Below are 20,304 nucleotides of genomic sequence, written 5' to 3'. Positions count from 1 at the left end.
GGCCATGGCGTCCTGGAGAGCGGGCCCGGTCCGGTCCGCGCGCATTAGGGTGAGGCCATGCCAGCCAGCTATGCGTATCTCGGCCCCGAGGGCACCTTCACCGAGGTGGCGCTCCGTACGCTGCCGGAGGCGGCGACCCGGGAACTCGTCCCCATGGTCTCGATCCCCGCGGCCCTCGACGCCGTCCGCAGCGGCGAGGCCGAGGCCGCCTTCGTACCGATCGAGAACTCGGTGGAGGGCGGCATCACGACCACGCTCGACGAACTGGTCGCGGGCGAGCCGCTGATGATCTACCGCGAGGTGCTCCTCTCGATCACCTTCGCGCTGCTGGTCCGGCCCGGCACCGCCCTCTCGGAGATCAAGACGGTCACCGCGCACCCGGCCGCGCAGCCCCAGGTACGCAACTGGCTGAAGGCCAACCTCCCGGACGCGGTCTGGGAGTCGGCCGCGTCCAACGCGGACGGCGCCCGCCTGGTCCAGGAGGGGCGCTACGACGCCGCGTTCGCGGGCGAGTTCGCCGCCGCGCGCTACGGACTCGTGCCCCTGGAGACGAACATCCACGACGCGGAGAACGCGCAGACCCGGTTCGTCCTTGTCGGCCGTCCGGCCCGACCGGCGGCACCGACCGGCGCGGACAAGACCTCCGTCGTCCTGTGGCAACGCACCGACCACCCCGGTGGCCTGCGCGATCTGCTGGGCGAGTTCGCCGTACGGGGCGTCAACCTGATGCTGCTGCAGTCCCGCCCGACGGGCGCGGGCATCGGGAACTACTGCTTCTGCATCGACGCCGAGGGCCATATCTCCGACCGCCGCGTCGCCGAGGCGCTGATGGGGCTCAAGCGGATCTGCCGGGAGGTGCGCTTCCTCGGCTCGTATCCGCGCGCGGACATCACGCCGGCCGATGTCCGGGCGCTGCATCCGGGAACGTCGGACGACACGTTCATGAGCGCGGCGGACTGGGTGGCGCGCTGCCAGGACGGCCGGTTCTAGAAGCCGGTTCGCCAGGGGTCCTGAGCGCCTGTGGGGCGCTTCCGGGAGGGCCGGTCCTATCGTCCTGTCCTACCTGCGGATTTTCACCACCCACCCAAGTTATCCACAGGTCAGCTTCTCGATCTGGGGACAAGTCGACACCATCGCGCGGCGGGCCTCAGGAGCCCGCACCGCGAATCCGCCCCCGATCCACCGCCGCATCCGTCACAGTTGTCCACTTGTTTCTTTCGACCCACCCTTTGAAGCGAACCCTTTCCGCCCGAAAGAGTGTGTAGTGCAGGTTTGGACCGGGAAATCCTCTGTTCGCTCGCGGCATTCGGAATGATCACCTCCGGCATCCACAGACCTTCCACACAACCTGTGGATAACTTTGCGAAGCTGTGGATGCCTGTGGACAAGCGCGCCCCAAGTCCCCTTCCGCACAAGGAAGTCGAGTCAACCGGCGACCACCCGGCTCCGTCTCCCGAGAAGCACCGCCCGCGTAATTGACACTCAGCGTCATTCCTTCCTGACGCCTCATGGACCGCGGATCCAAATACTGTGTCGTGGGCCGGAACGTGACACCGGTAGCCTTGAGGGGTGATTGACCTTCGCCTGCTCCGTGAGGACCCCGACCGTGTTCGCGCCTCCCAGCGCGCCCGTGGTGAGGACGTCGCGCTCGTCGACGCCCTCCTCTCCGCCGACGAGCGGCGCAGGTCGTCCGGCGTCCGCTTCGACGAGCTCCGTTCCGAGCAGAAGGCGCTCGGCAAGCTGATCCCCAAGGCCTCGGGTGACGAGAAGGCCGAACTGCTGCAGAAGGCGAGCCGGCTCGCCGCCGACGTCAAGGCCGCCGACGCCGAGCAGCACGAGGCCGACGAGGAGACCCGCCGCCTCCTGCTCCAGCTCGGCAACGTGGTGCACCCCGACGTCCCGGTCGGCGGCGAAGAGGACTTCGTCGTCCTGGAGACGCACGGCACCATCCGCGACTTCGGCGCCGAGGGCTTCGAGCCCAAGGACCACCTGGAGCTCGGCGAGGCGCTCGGCGCGATCGACGTCGAGCGCGGCGCGAAGGTCTCCGGCTCGCGCTTCTACTACCTGACCGGTATCGGCGCGCTGCTGGAGATGGCCCTCGTCAACGCGGCGATGGCGCAGGCCGTGGCGGCCGGCTTCACCCCGATGCTGCCCCCGGCCCTGGTCCGGCCGCGCGCCATGGAGGGCACGGGCTTCCTCGGCCAGGCCGCCGAGAACGTGTACCACCTGGACAAGGACGACTTCTACCTGGTCGGTACCTCCGAGGTCCCCCTCGCCGCGTATCACATGGACGAGATCATCGACGCGGAGAAGCTGCCGCTGCGCTACGCGGGCTTCTCGCCGTGCTTCCGCCGCGAGGCCGGCACGTACGGCAAGGACACGCGGGGCATCTTCCGTGTGCACCAGTTCGACAAGATCGAGATGTTCTCGTTCGTCGCCCCCGAGGACGCCGAGCACGAGCACCAGCGGCTCCTGGAGTGGGAGAAGCAGTGGCTGACCGCGCTTGAACTGCCGTTCCAGGTCATCGACGTGGCGACGGGCGACCTCGGCGCGTCGGCGTCCCGCAAGTACGACTGCGAGGCGTGGATCCCGACCCAGGGCAAGTACCGCGAGCTGACCTCGACGTCCAACTGCGACGGCTTCCAGGCCCGCCGCCTGTCGGTCCGTATGCGGGACGGCAAGAAGGTGCAGCCGCTGTCGACGCTGAACGGCACGCTGTGCGCTGTGCCGCGCACGATCGTGGCGATCCTGGAGAACCACCAGCTCGCCGACGGCTCCGTCCGGGTGCCCGAGGTGCTGCGCCCGTACCTGGGTGGCCGGGAGCTGCTGGAGCCCGTGGCCAAGTGAGCACGGGCAAGCCCGCCGGATTCCCCTACCCACTGATCGCGACCGACCTCGACGGAACGCTTCTGCGCTCCGACGAGACCATCTCGGAGCGCACCCGTGAGGCGCTCGCCGCGGCCACCGCGGCGGGCGCCGCCCATATCGTCGTCACCGGGCGCGCGGTCCCCTGGACGCGTCATGTCCTCGACGACCTCGGCTACCGGGGCCTCGCGGTCTGCGGTCAGGGGGCGCAGGTCTACGACGCGGGGGAGCACCGGCTGCTGACATCGCTGACGCTGGACCGGCAGCTCGCGGGCCTCGCGCTGGCGAAGATAGAGGCCGAGGTGGGTCCGCTGCTGCTGGCCGCCGGGAGGGACGGGCTGGACGGCGAGGTCCTGGTCGGCCCCGGCTACCGGATCGACGACTGGCCGCTTCCCTACCGACCGGTCACGGACCCGGCGGAGCTGTGGTCGGCGCCGCTGAACAAGGTCTACGTCCAGCACCCGACGCTGAGCGACGACGAACTGACCGAGGCGGCGCGGCAGGCGGCCGGGGGCCTGGTCGGCGTGACGATGGCGGGCGAGGGGATCGTGGAGATCCTTCCGCTCGGCCTGACCAAGGCGACGGGTCTGTCGTTGGCGGCCCGCCGCCTGGGGCTGAAGGCCGCGGACACGATCGCCTTCGGCGACATGCCGAACGACATCCCCATGTTCGCGTGGGCCGCCCGCGGGGTGGCCATGGCCGATGCCCATGAGGACCTGAAGGCGGTCGCGGACGAGGTGACGCTCTCCCACGACGACGACGGGATCGCCGTCGTCCTGGAAGGACTGCTCGGGCAGTAAGGACTGCCCAGGCAGTGGTGTCTCGCGGAGGATGCGCGGATCGAACGCGCGCGGGGGTGACCCCGACCACGGCTTAGCAAGCCGGTGCCTTACCACTCGGCCAATCCTCCGGGTGGGCGGCCCGCGCGATGTGAATCGCGCGCTCGAAGCGGCCGCCCCGGGCAGTTCCCGTGCGGGCGGGCTCGACGGAGCTGACTACTCCGGAGCCTGCCGCGGACTGCCCTGTCGGGAGCTCGGCGTACTGTCGTGCAGGGACATCGCCCAGCTCCTCTCCCAGACGGTGGCGCCGACTCGATCCGGCGTCGTGGACATCACCACTGTGCCCCGTCCACCGGATCGGGCGCCACTGAATATCTCCGCGGTCGCGGGCCGGGCGCGGCCGTTACCGGCGGCGCCATCTGCGACGGCGGACCTTGCTGAAGAACCAGCCTGCGGGCGGCTCGTCGGAGCGCCACGGCTGCGGGTCGGGGGCTTCCCGCCGCCAGCGCGCGGTCAGCATCCGGGCGCGGGCGGACGGCTCCGTGCTCGCCGCGGACCGTATGAAGTCCTCGTCGAACACGACGCCGTCCCAGTCGTCCCCGCTCTCGGCCTGCCCGCTGTCTCCCTGCGGTGTCTGCGCTGTCATCCCCGTTGTTCCTTTCCCTGCGCATCCCCCGTTCCAGTGTGCGCGGGCGGAGATGAAGCCACGGTCAAGAAGGCCGACGCACGTGCGCGGTCACGCGCGGTCGGTCACTCCTCGCCCGCCAGCGTCAGCGTCCGCAGCTTCTGTCCCGCGTACCAGGTGGCGGCCACGGTCACCACGAGCAGGAGCACCACCCCGGTGGTCAGGCCGACGTCGGAGGTGACCAGCGCGCTGTCGGAGACCTTGTGGGCCACGGCGAGCGACCATTGCTGGACGCTGAGGGTGCGCGCGCCGGAGACCAGCGATCCGAAGAGCGCCTCCCAGATCAGCGCGTAGACCAGGCCGAAGACCACCGCGTGCCGGCTGACCGTGCCGAGCAGCAGGAACAGCGCGGCGTACGCGATGGAGGCGACCAGCGCCGCGACCGTGTACGCGACGGCGATCTGCTGGCCGTTGCCGTTGAGGATCAGGCCCGCGACGAGCGTCGGCAGGGCCGAGAACGTCATGGTGACCGCGATCGCGACGATCAGCTTGGTGACGATGATCGTGGACCGCTTCACCGGCTTGGCCAGCAGATACACCACCGAGCCGTCGTCGATCTCGGGGCCGATGGCGCCGGTGCCCGCGATGACGCCGATGATCGGCACCATCGTGGCGAGCGCGAACCCGCCGAGGAGATCGTGGGCGACCTGGTCGTCGGCGCCGGTCAGGGTCCGTACGACGAGGGAGAGCACGATCAGCAGGGCGGGCAGCGCGCCGAGGATGAGGGCCCGGCGGCGGCCGAGGAGTCCCCGGTAGGTGAGCCGGGCGACTGTGGGGTCGTACATCTTCGGCCTCCTACGCCGCGACCAGATACGAGAACACGGACTCGAGGGACTCGTCGGACGGCGAGACCGTGAGCAGCCGGATGCCGTGCGCGCGCGCGACCTTCGGCAGCAGGGTGGTGAACCGGCCGAAGTCGACCGCCTGGATGCGCAGCGCGCCCTCCGCGAGGTCCACCTCGATGCCCGCGGTCGACGGGTCCGCGATGAGCGCCGCCGCGAGCGCCCGGTCGTCGCTGGAGCGCACCAGATAGCGGTGCGGCCGGTCGGTCATCAGACGGCGGATCTTGCGGAAGTCGCCGCTCGCCGCGTGCCGTCCGGCGACGATCACCTCGATGTGCGAGGCGAGTTGCTCGACCTCTTCGAGGATGTGGGACGAGAACAGCACCGTGCGTCCCTCGGCGCCCATGCGCCGCAGCAGGTCCATGAGCTGCATGCGCTGGCGCGGGTCCATGCCGTTGAAGGGCTCGTCGAGCAGCAGCAGGGACGGGTCGTGCACCAGGGCGGACGCCATCTTCACGCGTTGGCGCATGCCCTTGGAATACGTCGAGATCTTCCGGTCCTGCGCGTACTCCATCTCGACGGTGGCGAGGGCGCGCCCGGCCGCCTTGGCGTCCAGCCCGTGCAACTCGGCGTTGGCGACGACGAATTCACGTCCGGTGAGGACGTCGTACATGGCCTCGCGCTCGGGGACGACGCCGATGTGCCGGTAGATCTGCTCGTTGCGCCACACGGGCTCTCCGTCGAGGGTGACGGAGCCGGTGGAGGGTGCGAGGAAGCCGCCCATCATGTTGATGAGGGTGGACTTCCCGGCGCCGTTCGGGCCCAGCAGGCCAGTGACGCCGGGGCCGACGGTCATCGTGACGTCGTTGACGGCGACCACGTTGCCGAACCAGCGCGAGACATGGTCGATGGTGAGCGTTGTCACAGTCCGGCCTTTCGGTAGCGGCGCACCAGCAGGCCGTAGCTGCCCGCGATGAGTCCCAGGACGACGAGGAGGAAGACGACTCCCTGCGCGGCCGAGGGGCCCTGCCCGCCGGGGAAGGAGGAACTCGCGCCCAGGAAGGCGGTCTGCACCCCGTCGATGAGCGTGATGGGCGAGAAGAGACCCGACCACACCAGCGCCGTGGAGTTGCCGGAGTGGAGGTCGGCGATGCCCTGGACGGCGGAGACGGCCGCGTAGGAGATGGTCAGGACGGCGATGACGGCCGCGATACCGAAGCCGCGCCGCGGGGTGGTCGCCGCGATGAGCAGACTGATTCCGGAGAACAGCAGGGACAGCAGGGCCACGGAGACCATTCCCTCGGCGAATCCCTTCGTCTGATGGCCGAAGTCCAGCTTGGCCAGCAGCGCGCCCACGTAGAGGATGAGCAGCGGTGCGGCCGTCAGGATGAACATGGCGGAGGCCAGGGCCGCGTACTTGGCTCGCACGTAGTCGACGGTCTCGATGGGGCGCGAGAAGTACAGCGGCACCGTCTTGAAGCGCAGGTCGCGCGACACCGACTGGGGCGCCTGCGCGGCCACGTACAGGCCGATGAGGGCCTGCATGAAGATCGCGTAGCGGGTGTACTCGAGCGGGAGGTCCTTCGCCTTGGTGGCAACCGCGACCGCCACCATGATCAGTGCGGGCGCACACATCACCACGAACAGCAGCATCGGCAGCACCTTGGACTTCACCGAGCGGCCGAGGCCGTAGGCGCCGCGCAGGGACTGCGAGTAGAGCGAGCGGCAGGCGTAGGCGCGTCCCAGGCGCGGGCCGTCGTAGGAGCGGTAGCCGATGTTGTGGATCCGGGTCTGTTCGGCCTCGCGGGCCGCGGGCTGCTCAACCGCCATGGACGGCCGCCTCCTTGCGCTGCTCGTCGCCGTCCTTGAAGACCTCGGCGATGTGGTGCCTGCGCTGCTCCATGCGGACCAGGCCGAGGCCCAGGTCGGCGACGACGTCCCGTACGAGGTCGTACGTCTGTTCGCCTTCCGCGGTGAGCAGCAGGATGTGTCCGGCACCCGGGAGTCCGCTGCCGTCGTGTGTGGTCACCCCGCGCGCGTGGAGCGCGTCGCGCACCGCGCGGGTGCCGTCCGGGTGGTCGTCGCTGTCGGTGACCTCGATCGCGAGGGTCGTGGTGTTCTGGGTGAAGTCCCGGGTGGAGCTGGAGCGCAGCAGCTTGCCGCCGTCGATGATCACGACGTGGTCGCAGGTGCGCTCCAGTTCGCCCAGCAGATGGGACGTGACCAGAACCGAGATCCCGAAGTCGGTGTGGATACGGCGGATCAGGCCGAGCATCTCGTCGCGGCCGACCGGGTCGAGGCCGTTGGTCGGCTCGTCCAGGAAGACCAACTGCGGGTCGTGGACCAGGGCCTGGGCGAGCTTCACGCGCTGCTTCATGCCGGTGGAGTAGCCGCCGATGGGGCGGTAGCGCTCCTCGTACAGGCCGACGTGCCGCAGTGTGTCCGCGGTGCGCTCACGGGCGGCCGTCGGCGGCAGCCCGGACATGCGCGCCATATGGACGACGAACTCGGTCGCCGACACGTCGGGCGGCAGGCAGTCGTGCTCCGGCATGTACCCCACGCGCTCGCGGATGGCGCCGCCCGCACGGGCGACATCGAGCCCGAGCACCTCGGCACGGCCCTCGGTGGCGGGGGACAACCCCAGCAGGATCTTGATCAGGGTGGACTTGCCGGCCCCATTGGCACCGACGAGCCCCGTCACACCGGGTCCGACGTCCACGGAGAGCCGATCAAGCGCGGTCACCTTCGGGAACCGCTTGCTCAGGCCTTCGGTCGCGATCACAGTCACGTCCTCGACGGTAGTGAGCCGGGCCCCGCGCGTCGTCAGACCGCAGAGCCGTCTTGGCATCAGACTCCAGGCGTACGAGTCCCTAGGGGTCCCCCTGAGGTTGACCACGGCGGGGTCGTCAGCGGGTTGTCGGCAGGGTTGTCCACAGGCCCGGACAGGCCTATTGACGTGCGCTCTAACAACTGCGAGATTCGCGGGTGTCACGTTACGAGCACGTACCGCAGTCATCACTGCAGTCACCACCGCGGTCGCTGCGGACGGACGGACGCGCGGGCGGGCGAGGGCATGACGACGGCGGTGACGGGCGAACTCCCCGCTGAACAGCGGGTGTTCACGGCGGTACGGCACTGGGTGGAGGACAAGTGACGGTCGTGGGGGCGCGCGAGCGCCGGGTGCGTACGGGCGGCATCGAGCTGTGCGTGGCCGAGTTGGGGGACACGGCGCGACCGACGGTCGTCCTGGTCCACGGCTATCCGGACAGCAAGGAGGTCTGGTCAAAGGTGGCCGTCCGCCTCGCCGAGCACTTCCACGTCGTGCTCTACGACGTCCGCGGCCATGGCGGCTCGACGGCGCCGAAGCCGCTGCGCGGCGGGTTCACGCTGAGGAAGCTGACGGACGACTTCCTCGCGGTCGCGGACGCGGTCAGCCCCGACCGGCCGGTGCACCTGGTGGGGCACGACTGGGGCTCGGTGCAGGCGTGGGAATTCGTCACGGTCGAGCGCACCAAGGGCCGGATCGCGTCCTTCACCTCGATGTCCGGGCCGTCCCTGGACCACTTCGGCCACTGGATCAAGGAGCGGGTACGCAGGCCCACCCCGCGCCGGGTGGGGCAGGTGCTCGGTCAGGGCGCCAAGTCCTGGTACGTCTACCTGCTGCACACCCCGGTCCTGCCGGAACTCGCGTGGCGCGGCCCGCTCGGCAAGCGCTGGCCCAAGATCCTGCAACGCGTCGAGAAGGTGCCCGCCGACGGCTACCCGACCCCGTCGCTGCGCACGGACGCGGCCCATGGCGCCTGGCTGTACCGCGACAACGTACGGCCGCGGCTGAACCGTCCGCGCCCCGACGCGTACGCGCACGCACCCGTGCAGCTCATCACGCCCCTGGGGGACACCTTCCTGTCGGAGCGGCTCTACGACGATCTGGAGCGGTGGGCCCCGCAACTGACGCGGCGCACGCTGGCCGCGGGCCACTGGATCCCGCGCACCCGGCCCGATCAACTGGCAGTTTGGATCAGGGAGTTCGTGACCGCCGTGGACGGCGGTCGGCCCGCGCCGTCCGTGGCGAGCGGGCGGTACGCGGAGCAGTTCGGCGGTCGGCTGGTGCTCGTCACCGGGGCGGCCAGCGGCATAGGGCGGGCCACGGCGATCGCGTTCGCCGAGGCCGGTGCGCGCGTGGTGGCCGTCGACCGGGACGCCGAGGGCGTGACCCGGACGGCGGAATCGGCCTGGCTGAGCGGTGCCCCGCAGGCCTGGGCCGAGACGGTCGACGTCAGCGACGAGCAGGCCATGGAGAAGCTCGCCGAGAAGGTCGCCGCCGAGTACGGGGTGGTGGACGTGCTCGTGAACAACGCCGGGATCGGGTTCTCCGGCTCCTTCCTGGACACGACCACCGAGGACTGGCGCAAGGTCCTCGACGTCAACCTGTGGGGCGTCATCCACGGGTGCCGGGTCTTCGGGCGGCAGATGGCCGAGCGCGGCCAGGGCGGCCATATCGTCAACACCGCGTCGGCGGCGGCGTACCAGCCCTCGCGGGCACTGCCCGCCTACAGCACCTCCAAGGCCGCGGTCCTGATGCTCAGCCAGTGTCTGCGCGCGGAGTTCGCCGGGCGGGGCATCGGGGTGTCGGCGATCTGCCCCGGCTTCGTCCACACGAACATCACGTCGACCGCTCGCTTCGCGGGCGTGAGCCACGAGGAGGAGAAGCGCCTCCGGAAGAAGGTGACGCGGCTGTACGGGCGGCGCGGGTATCCGCCGGAGAAGGTCGCGGAGGCGATCCTGCGAGCCGTCGCGCGCGATCAGGCCGTGGTGCCGGTCACCCCGGAGGCGCGCGGCGCCCTGCTGATGTCCCGCTTCACCCCTCGGGTGCTGCGCGCGGTCGCACGGCTGCGTCCGCCTCTGTGACGAACGGGCGACGAACAGGCGTTGTACGGCGTGCACTTGTCAGCTTCATGACTCCGTACGGCACCTGGTCAGTGCCCAACGTCCCCAGCTCGTCGGTGAGTTGTCCACAGAATCGTCAATCCGCCTGTGGATAACCGCACTTGCTTGTGGATCAAACATCGGAATGCAATTCAGGTGCGTGATCCGCGTCTCTCCCGCACGCTGGAGGAATGAAGGAAGGAAACGACGAGCGACGCACCGTGAAGGTGTCGAAGTACCTCTCCAGACATCTGCGGCACCAGCCCGAACGGATCGGGCTCACGCTGGACGAGGGCGGCTGGGTCGAGATCGACGCCCTGCTCGCCGCGGCGGGCGCGCACGGCTTCCGCATCACGCGCGCCGAGCTGGACCATGTGGTCGCCACCAATGACAAGAAGCGCTTCGCGATCGAGGGCACCCGCATCCGCGCCAGCCAGGGTCACAGCATCGAGATCGACCTCGGGCTGCCCCCGGCGGCCCCGCCCGCCCACCTCTACCACGGAACCGTGGCCCGCCATCTGGACGCGATCCGCGCGGAGGGGCTCAGGCCCATGAACCGGCACGCGGTGCACCTCTCGCCGGACCGCGAGACCGCCACCCGCGTGGGTGCCCGCCGCGGTCGCCCGGTCGTCCTGGCCGTGGACGCCGGTGCCATGCAGCGCGACGGGCATGTCTTCCGTGTCAGCGCGAACGGAGTGTGGCTGACCGAGGCCGTACCGCCGCGCTACCTGCGGTTCTCGGAACCGCACTGAGCGCCCCCGTACGCTCGGAGCATGAGTCTGCGTCTGAGCACCGTGATCCTGCCGTATGTCCGCTGGCACGAGGGCGGGCGTTCCGCATGGCAGCGTGCGGAACAGTTGGGCTTCCACACCGCGTTCACCTACGATCATCTGTCGTGGCGGTCCTTCCGCGACGGCCCCTGGTTCGGCGCCGTGCCGACGCTGACGGCCGCGGCCGGTGTCACCGAGCGGCTGCGTCTCGGCACCCTCGTGACCTCGCCGAACTTCCGGCATCCGGTCACCCTCGCCAAGGAACTGATCTCGCTCGACGACATCTCCGGCGGCCGGATCACCCTGGGCATCGGCGCGGGCGGGACCGGCTTCGACGCCACCGTGCTCGGCCAGGACCCCTGGAGCCCGCGCGAGCGTGCCGACCGGTTCGGCGAGTTCGTCCCGCTGCTCGACCGGTTGCTCACCGAGGACTCCGTCTCGTACCAGGGCGACCACTACTCCGCGCACGAGGCGCGCACCATTCCCGGCTGCGTCCAGCGCCCCCGGCTGCCGTTCGCGGTGGCCGCGACCGGCCCGCGCGGCCTGGCGCTCGCCGCGCGCCACGGCCAGGCGTGGGTGACGACCGGCGACCCGAAGCTGTACGAGCACGGGACCCCCGAGCAGTCCCGGCTGGCCCTGCGCGCACAGACCGAGAAGCTGGCCGACGCGTGCGCCGCGGTCGGCCGTGAGGCGGCGGAACTGGACAAGATCCTGCTCACCGGCTTCACCCCGGACCGTGCCCGTCCGATGGAGTCCCTCGACGCGTTCGTGGACTTCGCCGGGCGACACGCGGAGCTGGGCTTCACCGACCTCGTGATCCACTGGCCCATCCCCGACTCGGACTTCGCGGCGGACGAGAAGGTCTTCGAGCAGATCGCCATGGAGGCCCTGGCGCAGCTCGGCTGAGCGTGACGGGGGGCGCCGCCGGGCTCGACCGCGAAGGAAGGCCGCTTGATCATGACGGGACGTGACGCCGCTGGTGAGGAGCGTCACCACTCAGATGTGCGGACTCCCGCACGCCCGTGCGGGCATATGCGCCAGAATGGGCCCGTGACCTCAGCGACCCGAGAGCCCGAGACCCCCACCACCACCGTCGCGCCCCGGCTGATCGCGACGGATCTCGACGGCACCCTCCTCCGGGACGACAAGTCGGTCTCCGCGCGCACGGTCGCCGCGCTGGCCGCCGCCGAGGAGGCCGGTATCGAGGTGTTCTTCGTCACCGGCCGCCCCGCGCGCTGGATGGAGATCGTCAGTGACCATGTCCACGGGCACGGCCTGGCGATCTGCGGCAACGGCGCGGCCGTCGTCGACCTGCACGGCGGCCCCGGCGCCCACCGCTTCGTCAAGGTCCGGGAGCTGGCCCGGGAGAACGCCCTCGACACGGTGGGCCTCCTGCGGGACGCGGCGCCGGGCACGACCTACGCCGTCGAGCAGACCTACGGCTTCTACCAGGAGCCGGCCTACCCGAAGCTCCTCATGGAGACCCCCGACCTCCGCGCCCCCGCCGAGGAGCTGCTGGCGGGGGACGCCCCGGGCGCCCACCACCCGGTGCTCAAGATCCTCGCGTACCACCCCGAGCTGGACCCGGACGCCTTCCTCACCCTGGCTCGGCTGGCCGTCGGCGACCGCGCCAGCATCACCCGCTCCAGCCCCAGCGCGCTGCTGGAGATCAGCGGCCCCGGCGTCTCCAAGGCGAGCACGCTCGCGCTGTGCTGCGCCGAGCGCGGCATCTCCCAGGAGGAGGTCGTCGCCTTCGGCGACATGCCCAACGACGTGGAGATGCTCACATGGGCCGGCCGGTCGTACGCGATGGGCAACGCGCACCCGGACGCACTGGCCGCCGCGTCCGGGCAGACCGTCGCCAACAACGAGGACGGGGTCGCCGTGGTGATCGAACAGATCCTCGCCGAGCGGCTGTAGGCCTCGCCGAACGGGCCGGGGCGGGTCGGTTGCTCACAACTTCACGCCCCGCGCCGTCAGCCAGGGCACCGGATCGATGCCCGACCCCAGTTGCGGGGTGACCCGGACCTCGAAGTGCAGATGCGGACCGGTGGAGTTGCCCGTCGTGCCCGACTGGGCGATCCACTGGCCGGTGGCCACCCGGTCGCCCTGGTTGACCGTGACGGCGGCGAGATGGGCGTACTGCGTGCAGTACCCGCCCGGGTGCTCGATCACGACCTCCATGCCGAACGCGCCCCCGCAGGTCACCTTCACCACCTTGCCCGCACCGACCGCCCGCACCGGAGTCCCGATCGGCACCGCGAAGTCCTGGCCGGTGTGCCGGTTCGCCCAGTGGGTGCCGCCGCTGCCGAAGGGCGCGGAGAGGCGGTAGTCCCGTACCGGTGCGACCCAGGGGCGCCCTGTCTTCGGGGACGCCTCGTCCAGGTGGACGGCGCTGCGGCACGTCCCCGCGGCGGCGGAGGCGTCGGCCTGCTTCTGGAGCACCCGGCGCGCCTCGTCCAGCTTCGCCTGGATGGCCTTCTTCATCCCGGCCAGCTTGCGGTTCCGCTTCTCCAGGTCCCGCCAGAGCGCGGACGACCGCGCTTGGTCCTCGGCGAGCCGGGACTCCGCCCGGCGGCTCTTGGCGGCCATGGTCTCCACCGCGAGGTTCGCCTGCGAGAACACATGCTGACTGCGCATCAGTTCCTCCGGGGAGTCGGCGAGGATGATCTGCGCCGCGTACGGAACCCCGCCGACCTGCCGGTACTGGGCGCGCGCGATGCGGCCGAGGTCGTCGTGCAGGCCCGCGATGCGCTTCTGCTCCCGGGCGAGGAGCCGCTGCGAGCGCCGGGCCCTGGCGAGCTGCTTCTCGGCTTCCCGGTGCACCGCCTCGTACCGTTGCGTCGCCGCGGCGGCGTCCTCGTACAGCCGCACCACCCGGGCGCTGACACCGGAGTCCGCCTCACCGCCGCCCGACCCGCCATCGGCGGCGGCGGGCCGCGCCAGGAGCAGGGCGACCGCGCACAGGAACACCGGAACATGCAGTGGACTGCGACGAGGTGAGCGCATGTCAGCGATCGTTGCCCACGCGCGGCACGGCGTCCTGCTCAGGTCGTACGGCTGGGGGAACGGACGACCACGAATGGTCCAGGACATCCCTCGTCCGGGCGGAGTTCGGAGCCTTCACCCCTGAGGCCGGTCGAGGCCGCCCCCGAGGCCTGCCGAGGCGAAGCTCCTATGCCTGGGCCAAGGCCGCCGTTCCCTGACGTCCCGTCCGCTGTCCCAGCAGATCTCCCTGCACCTCCCGCTCCACCATCTCCCGGAGCGGTCCCGCCACCGCCGCCAACTCCGCGTACGCGCCCCGCTGGACCACCCGCCCCTGGGCCAGCACGATCACCTCGTCGACCGCGTCGAGTCCGGCCAGCCGGTGGGTGATCAGCAGGGTCGTACGCCCCTCGGTGGCGGCCAGCAGGTCCGCGGTGAGCGCGTCGGCCGTCGGCAGGTCGAGGTGTTCCGCGGGCTCGTCGAGGACGAGGACAGGGAAGTCCGCGAGCAGGACGCGGGCCAGTGCGAGCCGCTGCCGCTGGCCGCCCGACAGCCGCGCACCGTGCTCGCCGATCAGCGTGTCCAGGCCCTCGGGCAATCCGTCGACCCAGTCGAGCAGGCGCGCCCTGGAGAGCGCGTCGCGCACCTCCTCCTCGCTCGCGTCCTTCCGGGCGAGCAGGAGGTTCTCCCGTACCGAGCTGTCGAAGAGATGCGCGTCCTGGGCGCACAGCCCGACCAGGCGCCGTACGTCGTCGCCGTCGAGCGCGTACGCGTCCGTGCCGCCGAGCGTGTACGTACCGGCGCTCGCGTCCAGGAACCGCAGCAGCACCTGCGCCAGCGTCGTCTTGCCCGAACCGGAGGGGCCGACCACGGCGACCCTTCGGCCCTGTTCGAGGACGAGGTCGAACCCGGCGAGCGCGTCCCGCCGCTGCCCGTCGTGACGGGCGGTCAGACCGTCCAGCACGAGGGGGAACGGCGACGCGGGCGCGGGCTGCGGCTGCTCCGGCTCGCGTACGGGCTCGGGGGCGTCCAGCACCTCGTACACGCGCTCGGCGCTCCTGCGCACCCGCTGCCGGTGCTGCACGGCGAGCGGCAGCCCGAGGACGGCTTCGAACGCGGCCAGCGGGGTGAGCACCACGACCGCCATGGTCACGCCGCCGAGCCGCCCGTCCGCTACGGCCTGAGCGCCCACCAGCGCGGCGGCGGCGACGGTCAGACCGGTGACGAGCGCGGTGAGTCCGTCACCGAGCGCGGTGGCGGTGGCGGCGCGGGAGGTGATGCGGGTCAGCGCGTCGTCGGCCCGGCGAGCCGCGGCGGTCCGTGCGGGCAGTGCCCCGGCGACGGTCAGTTCGGCGGTCCCGGTGAGGAGATCGGTCACCCGGGTCGCCAGCACACCCCGGGCGGGTGCCAGCCTCCGTTCCGCGCGGCGCGCGACGGCACCGGTCACCAAGGGCACCCCGGCCCCGGCCGCCAGCAGCCCGACCGCGAGAACCGCACCCGCCTCGGGCAGCAGCCAGGCGATGAAGCCGACGGCGCCGACGGACACCATGAGCGCGGAGCCCATGGGAAGCAGCCAGCGCAGCCAGTAGTCCTGCAGCGCGTCCACGTCGGCCACCAGCCGCGACAGCAGATCGCCGCGCCGGGTGGTGCGCAGCCCGGCCGGGGCCAGCCGCTCCAGCCGCCGGTAGACAGCGACCCGGGTGTCGGCCAGCATCCGCAGCACGGCGTCATGGGACACGAGCCGCTCCGCGTAGCGGAACACGGCACGGCCGATACCGAAGGTCCGCGTGGCCGTCACGGCGACCATCAGATACAGCACGGGAGGCTGCTCGGACGCCCGCGAGATCAGCCATCCGGAGGTGGCCATCAGCCCTACGGCACTCCCGAGCGCGAGACTGCCGAGCAGCAGCGCGAGCGCGAGCCGCCCCCGTCGGGGACCGGCCATCGCACGGACGCGAGCGAGTACGCCACCACGTCGTACGGGAGAGAGGGCGGGCATCCGCTCGTCGCCACCCAGGGCGTCCTCCGACACCTCGGGGCGGGGCGGCGGCGCGGTCACGGGCCGGGTCGGAGCGCCCTCGGTGCCGTACTCCTTCGCGTCCAGCCGCACCGTCCGGTCCGCCAGCGCGAGCAGCGCGGGCCGGTGCACGACCAGCAGCACCGTCCGCCCGACGGCCAGCCGCCGCACGGCCTCCACGACCTCCGCCTCGGTCGCCCCGTCCAAGGACGCCGTCGGCTCGTCGAGCAGCAGCACCGGCCGGTCGGCGAGGAACGCCCGTGCCAGGGCGAGCCGTTGCCGCTGCCCGGCGGAGAGCCCCGCGCCGTCCTCACCGAGCACCGTGTCCGCTCCGGCGGGCAGCGCGTCCACGAACTCCAGCGCTCCGGCGTCGGCCAGCGCCCGCCGTACGGCGGCATCGTCCGCGTCCGGCCGCGCCAGCCGTACGTTGTCCGTGATGGTGCCCGCGTACAGATGGGGCCGCTGCGGCACCCAGGCGATCCGCGAGCGCCACTCCTCCAGATCGGCCGAGGCGAGATCGACTCCTCCGATCCGTACGCGCCCGGCGGTGGGCGGCACGAATCCGAGCAGGACGTTCAGCAGGGTCGACTTGCCCGAGCCGCTCGGTCCGACCAGGGCGACGGTCTCACCGGGACGGGCCGTCAGCGACACCTCGGACACCGCGTCGCTCGACCGCCCGGGGTAGCGCACGGTCACCCCCTCGACGGCGATCTCTCCCTGCGGGACGCGCTCCGCGCCGGAGGAGGGCACCGGCGTCTCCAGTACCGCGAAGATCTCCTCGGCGGCGGCCAGCCCCTCGGCTGCCGCGTGGAACCGTGCGCCCACCTGCCGCAACGGCAGATAGGCCTCCGGCGCGAGCACGAGGATGACCAGGCCGATGTACAGATCCATGTCGCCCTGGACGAGCCGCATACCGATGGTCACCGCGACGAGCGCCACCGAGATCGTGGCCAGCAGTTCCAGCGCGAAGGACGAGAGGAAGGCGATCCGCAGCGTCCGCATGGTCGCCTGGCGGTACTCCCCGGTGATCCGCTTGATGGACTCGGCCTGCACCTTGGCCCGGCCGAACACCTTGAGCGTGGGCAGCCCGGCGACCACGTCGAGGAAGTGCCCGGACAGCCGGGACAGCAGCCGCCACTGACGGTCCATCTGGGCACGTGTGGCCCAGCCGATCAGGATCATGAAGAGCGGGATCAGTGGCAGCGTGACGACGATGATCGCCGCCGACACCCAGTCCTCGGTCACGATCCGGGCGAGCACCGCGATCGGTACGACGACCGCGAGCCCCAACTGGGGCAGATAGCGCGAGAAGTAGTCGTCGAGGGCGTCGACGCCTCGGGTGGCCAGGGCGACCAGCGAGCCGGTCCGCTGACCGCTGAGCCATCCGGGGCCAAGAGCCCCCGCCTTCTCCAGCAACCGCCCCCGCAGCTCGGACTTCACCGCCGCGCTGGCCCGGTGTGCGGCCAGTTCGGTGAGCCAGGAGACCAACGCCCGACCGACCGCCACGGCCACCAGAAGCAGCAGAGGAGTCCGCAGTTCGGCGACCGAGTGATGGTGCTGGAAGGCCCCGACCACCACGTCGGCGATCAGCATCGCCTGGGCGATGACCAGGACCGACCCGACGGCGCCCAGGGCGACGACCGCCACCAGGAAGAGGCGCGTGGCGCGGGCGTAGCGGAGCAGTCGCGGATCGATCGGTTTCACGTGAAACACACTCTCTTCTCACGGAGCACGTTCCACGTGAAACGTGCTCGTCGATTCCAGGTGGGTGTGTTTCACGTGAAACACACCCACCGGCCGGAATCAGTGCGCTGCGTCAGCGGCGATGTGCTGCGTGCCGATGCGCTTGCGGAACACCCAGTACGTCCAGCCCTGGTAGAGCAGAACGATCGGTGTGGCGATCACGGCGTCCCACGTCATGATCTTCAGGGTGTAGGGGCTCGACGAGGCGTTGGACACCGTCAGGCTCCAGGCCGGGTTGAGCGTGGACGGCATGACGTTCGGGAAGAGCGTCAGGAAGAGCATCGCGACCGCCGCCACGACCGTGAGGCCGGAGAACGCGAACGCCCATCCCTCGCGTCCGATCTGGTTCGCCGCGAGCGCCGCGACGAGGGTCAGGACCGCGATGATCAGGGCGACCAGGCTCTTGCCGCCACCATGGGCGAGCTGTGTCCAGACCAGGAAGATCAGCGCCAGTACGGCGGTCAGCAGACCGACCATCAGGGCCGTCTTCCGTGCGCGCTCCCGGATCTCCCCGACGGTCTTGAGCGCGGTGAACACCGCTCCATGGAAGGTGAACAGGGCCAGCGTCACCAGGCCGCCCAGCAGGGCGAACGGATTGAGCAGATCCCAGACGTTGCCCACGTACTCCAGGTTCTTGTCGATCTTCACGCCCCGCACGATGTTGGCGAAGGCCACACCCCACAGAAACGCCGGGATCAACGAGGTCCAGAAGAGCGCCGTCTCCCAGTTGCGCTGCCAGTGCTCCTCGGGGCGCTTGGACCGGTACTCGAACGCGACGCCGCGCACGATCAGGCAGAGCAGGATGAGGAGCAGGGGCAGATAGAAGCCGGAGAAGAGTGTGGCGTACCACTCGGGGAAGGCGGCGAAGGTCGCGCCGCCCGCGGTGAGCAGCCACACCTCGTTGCCGTCCCAGACGGGGCCGATCGTGTTGATCAGCACACGCCGCTCGGTGCGGTCGCGAGCCAGCAGCTTGGTCAGAATGCCGACCCCGAAATCGAAGCCCTCCAGGAAGAAGTAGCCGATCCAGAGAACCGCGATGATGACGAACCAGAGGTCGTGAAGTTCCATGATGTCAGCGCTCCCTCGGCCTAGTACGAGAAGGCCATCGGCTTGTCGGCGTCACGGGAGTCGCCGCCGATCTTGGTGGGCGGGTTGAGATCGGCCTCGGTCAGCTCGGGCGGGCCGGCCTTGATGTACTTCACCAGCAGCTTGATCTCGATGACGGCGAGCAGCGCGTACAGCAGCGTGAACACGGTCATCGACGTGATGACCTCGCCCTGGGAGACACCGGGGGAGACAGCGTGACGGGTCTGCAGCACGCCGTAGACGACCCACGGCTGCCGTCCCATCTCGGTGAAGATCCAGCCCCAGGAGTTGGCGATCAGCGGGAAGCCCAGGGTCAGGATCGCGATCCGCCAGTACCAGGTGGTGAGCTGGGGGCCGAGCGCCTTGTTCTTGAAGAGCACCAAGTTCGGCACCTCGTCCTCACCCACCCGCAGATGCTCCGGCAGCATGAACTTCTTCCGGGTGAGCCAGAGTCCGACCAGGCCGATGGCGAAGGACGCCATGCCGAAGCCGATCATCCAGCGGAAGGCCCAGAAGGTGACGGGAATGATGGGCCGGTAGTCGCCGGGGCCGAACTTCTCCTGCTCGGCCTTGTTGGTGTCGTTGATGCCCGGGACGAAGGAGTGGAAGTCGTCGTGGGCGAGGAAGGAGAGCACTCCGGGGACGGACAGCTCCACGGTGTTGTGGCCCTTGCTGACGTCTCCGTACGCGAAGATCGAGAACGGCGCGGCGTGCTGACCGTCCCAGAGCGCCTCGGCGGCGGCCATCTTCATCGGCTGCTGGTCGAACATCACCTTGCCGAGCCGGTCACCGCTGATCGCAGTGAGCATGCCACCGATGATGACCGTCACCAGACCGAGTCGCAGCGAGGTCTTCATCACGGCGATGTGCTTCTTGCGCAGCAGGTGGAAGGCGGCGATGCCGACCATGAAGGCGCCACCGGTCAGGAAGGCCGCCGACAGCGTGTGGAAGACCTGGACAAGCACGGTGTTCTGGGTCAGGACCTGCCAGAAGTCCGTGAGCTCGGCACGCCCCTTCGCCTCGTTGATCCGGTAGCCGACGGGGTGCTGCATCCACGAGTTGGCCGCGAGGATGAAATACGCCGACAGAACCGTGCCGACGGAGACTATCCAGATGCAGGCGAGATGGATCTTCTTGGGGAGCTTGTCCCAGCCGAAGATCCACAGCCCGATGAAGGTGGACTCCAGGAAGAAGGCGATCAGGGCCTCGAACGCCAGCGGGGCGCCGAAGATGTCACCGACGAAGCGCGAGTAGTCGGACCAGTTCATGCCGAACTGGAACTCCTGGACGATGCCGGTGACGACACCCATCGCGATGTTGATCAGGAAGAGCTTGCCCCAGAACTTCGTCGCCCGGAGGTACTTCTCCTTCTCCGTCCGCACCCAGGCGGTCTGCAGGCCTGCGGTCAAGGCAGCGAGCGAGATCGTCAGTGGAACGAACAGGAAGTGGTAGACGGTGGTGATACCGAACTGCCATCGCGCCAGGGTTTCCGGCGCCAACGCCATGTCCACGTCGTCTTTCTCCTTACTCGCCGTGGTCAGCGGCCAGCTTGCCCCTTTTGCCACGCACACCGCGGGATCAACCGGGACACGCTTGTGAACGCGTTCACATTCACAAGAAATTATGACGCATGGCGGTTTCGACCCGGATAGGCGGGGGGTCCCTA

Annotated in this window: 16 protein-coding genes and 1 tRNA gene; 7 read left to right on the top strand and 10 right to left on the bottom strand. The window is 70.2% G+C overall.

The genetic code is table 11. From position 1 onward, the window contains the following. Window positions 1-57 precede the first annotated feature (57 nt). From pheA to NGF19_RS20325, 3 genes are all read left to right on the top strand, one after another. A complete protein-coding gene (gene pheA, locus NGF19_RS20335) occupies window positions 58-990 on the top strand; it encodes a prephenate dehydratase (RefSeq protein ID WP_252426491.1) in 933 nt (310 codons plus the stop codon). A 579-nt stretch (window positions 991-1,569) separates the two neighbouring features. Beyond that, window positions 1,570-2,847, top strand: coding sequence for a serine--tRNA ligase (gene serS, locus NGF19_RS20330; RefSeq protein WP_252426490.1), 1,278 nt, complete (start codon window positions 1,570-1,572; stop codon window positions 2,845-2,847). Beyond that, window positions 2,844-3,665 carry an HAD family hydrolase gene (locus NGF19_RS20325; RefSeq protein ID WP_252426489.1) on the top strand — a complete coding sequence of 274 codons (822 nt, stop codon included), beginning with the start codon at window positions 2,844-2,846 and terminating at the stop codon, window positions 3,663-3,665. The genes serS and NGF19_RS20325 overlap by 4 nt, the downstream gene beginning before the upstream one ends. A gap of 25 nt (window positions 3,666-3,690) precedes the next feature. Here the strand turns inward: NGF19_RS20325 and NGF19_RS20320 are convergent. From NGF19_RS20320 to NGF19_RS20295, 6 genes are all read right to left on the bottom strand, one after another. Next, a tRNA-Ser gene (locus NGF19_RS20320) sits at window positions 3,691-3,775 on the bottom strand. A gap of 272 nt (window positions 3,776-4,047) precedes the next feature. After that, the gene (locus tag NGF19_RS20315) at window positions 4,048-4,290 is read right to left on the bottom strand and encodes an SGM_3592 family protein (RefSeq protein WP_252426488.1); all 243 of its coding nucleotides are present in this window, start codon (window positions 4,288-4,290) and stop codon (window positions 4,048-4,050) included. A 104-nt stretch (window positions 4,291-4,394) separates the two neighbouring features. Continuing rightward, complete coding sequence (locus tag NGF19_RS20310; protein ID WP_252426487.1) at window positions 4,395-5,114, bottom strand: ABC transporter permease; 720 nt, start codon at window positions 5,112-5,114, stop codon at window positions 4,395-4,397. Window positions 5,115-5,124: 10 nt separating this feature from the next. Beyond that, the gene (locus NGF19_RS20305) at window positions 5,125-6,036 is read right to left on the bottom strand and encodes an ABC transporter ATP-binding protein (protein ID WP_252426486.1); all 912 of its coding nucleotides are present in this window, start codon (window positions 6,034-6,036) and stop codon (window positions 5,125-5,127) included. Next, on the bottom strand, window positions 6,033-6,941 hold the full coding sequence (locus NGF19_RS20300; protein WP_252426485.1) for an ABC transporter permease: 909 nt from the start codon (window positions 6,939-6,941) through the stop codon (window positions 6,033-6,035). Before NGF19_RS20300 ends, NGF19_RS20305 begins: the two co-directional genes overlap by 4 nt. Next, complete coding sequence (locus NGF19_RS20295) at window positions 6,931-7,893, bottom strand: ABC transporter ATP-binding protein (RefSeq protein ID WP_252426586.1); 963 nt, start codon at window positions 7,891-7,893, stop codon at window positions 6,931-6,933. Before NGF19_RS20295 ends, NGF19_RS20300 begins: the two co-directional genes overlap by 11 nt. A 368-nt stretch (window positions 7,894-8,261) precedes the next feature. Between NGF19_RS20295 and NGF19_RS20290 the strand changes: the two genes are divergently transcribed. The 4 genes from NGF19_RS20290 to NGF19_RS20275 all read left to right on the top strand — a co-directional run bounded on the left by NGF19_RS20290 (window position 8,262) and on the right by NGF19_RS20275 (window position 12,727). After that, window positions 8,262-10,019: an SDR family oxidoreductase gene (locus NGF19_RS20290; protein WP_252426484.1), complete on the top strand. Its 1,758-nt coding sequence runs from the start codon at window positions 8,262-8,264 to the stop codon at window positions 10,017-10,019. A 209-nt stretch (window positions 10,020-10,228) separates the two neighbouring features. After that, complete coding sequence (locus NGF19_RS20285) at window positions 10,229-10,789, top strand: RNA 2'-phosphotransferase (RefSeq protein WP_252426483.1); 561 nt, start codon at window positions 10,229-10,231, stop codon at window positions 10,787-10,789. Window positions 10,790-10,810: 21 nt separating this feature from the next. Then, window positions 10,811-11,713: an LLM class flavin-dependent oxidoreductase gene (locus NGF19_RS20280; protein WP_252426482.1), complete on the top strand. Its 903-nt coding sequence runs from the start codon at window positions 10,811-10,813 to the stop codon at window positions 11,711-11,713. A gap of 126 nt (window positions 11,714-11,839) precedes the next feature. Then, window positions 11,840-12,727 (top strand): Cof-type HAD-IIB family hydrolase, encoded by an 888-nt coding sequence (locus NGF19_RS20275; RefSeq protein ID WP_252426481.1) that lies wholly within the window; start codon window positions 11,840-11,842, stop codon window positions 12,725-12,727. Window positions 12,728-12,760: 33 nt separating this feature from the next. Here the strand turns inward: NGF19_RS20275 and NGF19_RS20270 are convergent, their stop codons facing one another. From NGF19_RS20270 to NGF19_RS20255, 4 genes are all read right to left on the bottom strand, one after another. Beyond that, window positions 12,761-13,816, bottom strand: a complete 1,056-nt coding sequence (locus NGF19_RS20270) for a M23 family metallopeptidase (RefSeq protein ID WP_252426480.1) — start codon at window positions 13,814-13,816, stop codon at window positions 12,761-12,763. A 166-nt stretch (window positions 13,817-13,982) separates the two neighbouring features. Beyond that, window positions 13,983-17,513, bottom strand: a complete 3,531-nt coding sequence (gene cydD / locus NGF19_RS20265; protein WP_252426479.1) for a thiol reductant ABC exporter subunit CydD — start codon at window positions 17,511-17,513, stop codon at window positions 13,983-13,985. 99 nt (window positions 17,514-17,612) lie between these two features. Continuing rightward, a complete protein-coding gene (gene cydB, locus NGF19_RS20260) occupies window positions 17,613-18,620 on the bottom strand; it encodes a cytochrome d ubiquinol oxidase subunit II (protein ID WP_252426478.1) in 1,008 nt (335 codons plus the stop codon). A gap of 20 nt (window positions 18,621-18,640) precedes the next feature. Beyond that, window positions 18,641-20,149 carry a cytochrome ubiquinol oxidase subunit I gene (locus NGF19_RS20255; protein ID WP_252426477.1) on the bottom strand — a complete coding sequence of 503 codons (1,509 nt, stop codon included), beginning with the start codon at window positions 20,147-20,149 and terminating at the stop codon, window positions 18,641-18,643. Window positions 20,150-20,304 lie beyond the last annotated feature (155 nt).

Origin of the sequence: Streptomyces macrolidinus, from assembly GCF_023887685.1 — a bacterium.
GTDB classification, from domain to species: Bacteria; Actinomycetota; Actinomycetes; order Streptomycetales; family Streptomycetaceae; genus Streptomyces; species Streptomyces macrolidinus.
Note: the sequence above shows the minus strand (reverse complement) of the source record. Positions and strands in the feature narration are given on the sequence as shown.

Excerpts from the sequence above, each read along its gene's own strand:
- pheA (WP_252426491.1), top strand. The coding sequence starts at position 58 with ATGCCAGCCAGCTATGCGTATCTCGGCCCCGAGGGCACCTTCACCGAG.
- NGF19_RS20315 (WP_252426488.1), bottom strand. The coding sequence starts at position 4,290 with ATGACAGCGCAGACACCGCAGGGAGACAGCGGGCAGGCCGAGAGCGGG.
- NGF19_RS20310 (WP_252426487.1), bottom strand. The coding sequence starts at position 5,114 with ATGTACGACCCCACAGTCGCCCGGCTCACCTACCGGGGACTCCTCGGC.
- NGF19_RS20300 (WP_252426485.1), bottom strand. The coding sequence starts at position 6,941 with ATGGCGGTTGAGCAGCCCGCGGCCCGCGAGGCCGAACAGACCCGGATC.
- NGF19_RS20285 (WP_252426483.1), top strand. The coding sequence starts at position 10,229 with ATGAAGGAAGGAAACGACGAGCGACGCACCGTGAAGGTGTCGAAGTAC.
- NGF19_RS20280 (WP_252426482.1), top strand. The coding sequence starts at position 10,811 with ATGAGTCTGCGTCTGAGCACCGTGATCCTGCCGTATGTCCGCTGGCAC.
- NGF19_RS20275 (WP_252426481.1), top strand. The coding sequence starts at position 11,840 with ATGCGCCAGAATGGGCCCGTGACCTCAGCGACCCGAGAGCCCGAGACC.
- NGF19_RS20270 (WP_252426480.1), bottom strand. The coding sequence starts at position 13,816 with ATGCGCTCACCTCGTCGCAGTCCACTGCATGTTCCGGTGTTCCTGTGC.
- cydB (WP_252426478.1), bottom strand. The coding sequence starts at position 18,620 with ATGGAACTTCACGACCTCTGGTTCGTCATCATCGCGGTTCTCTGGATC.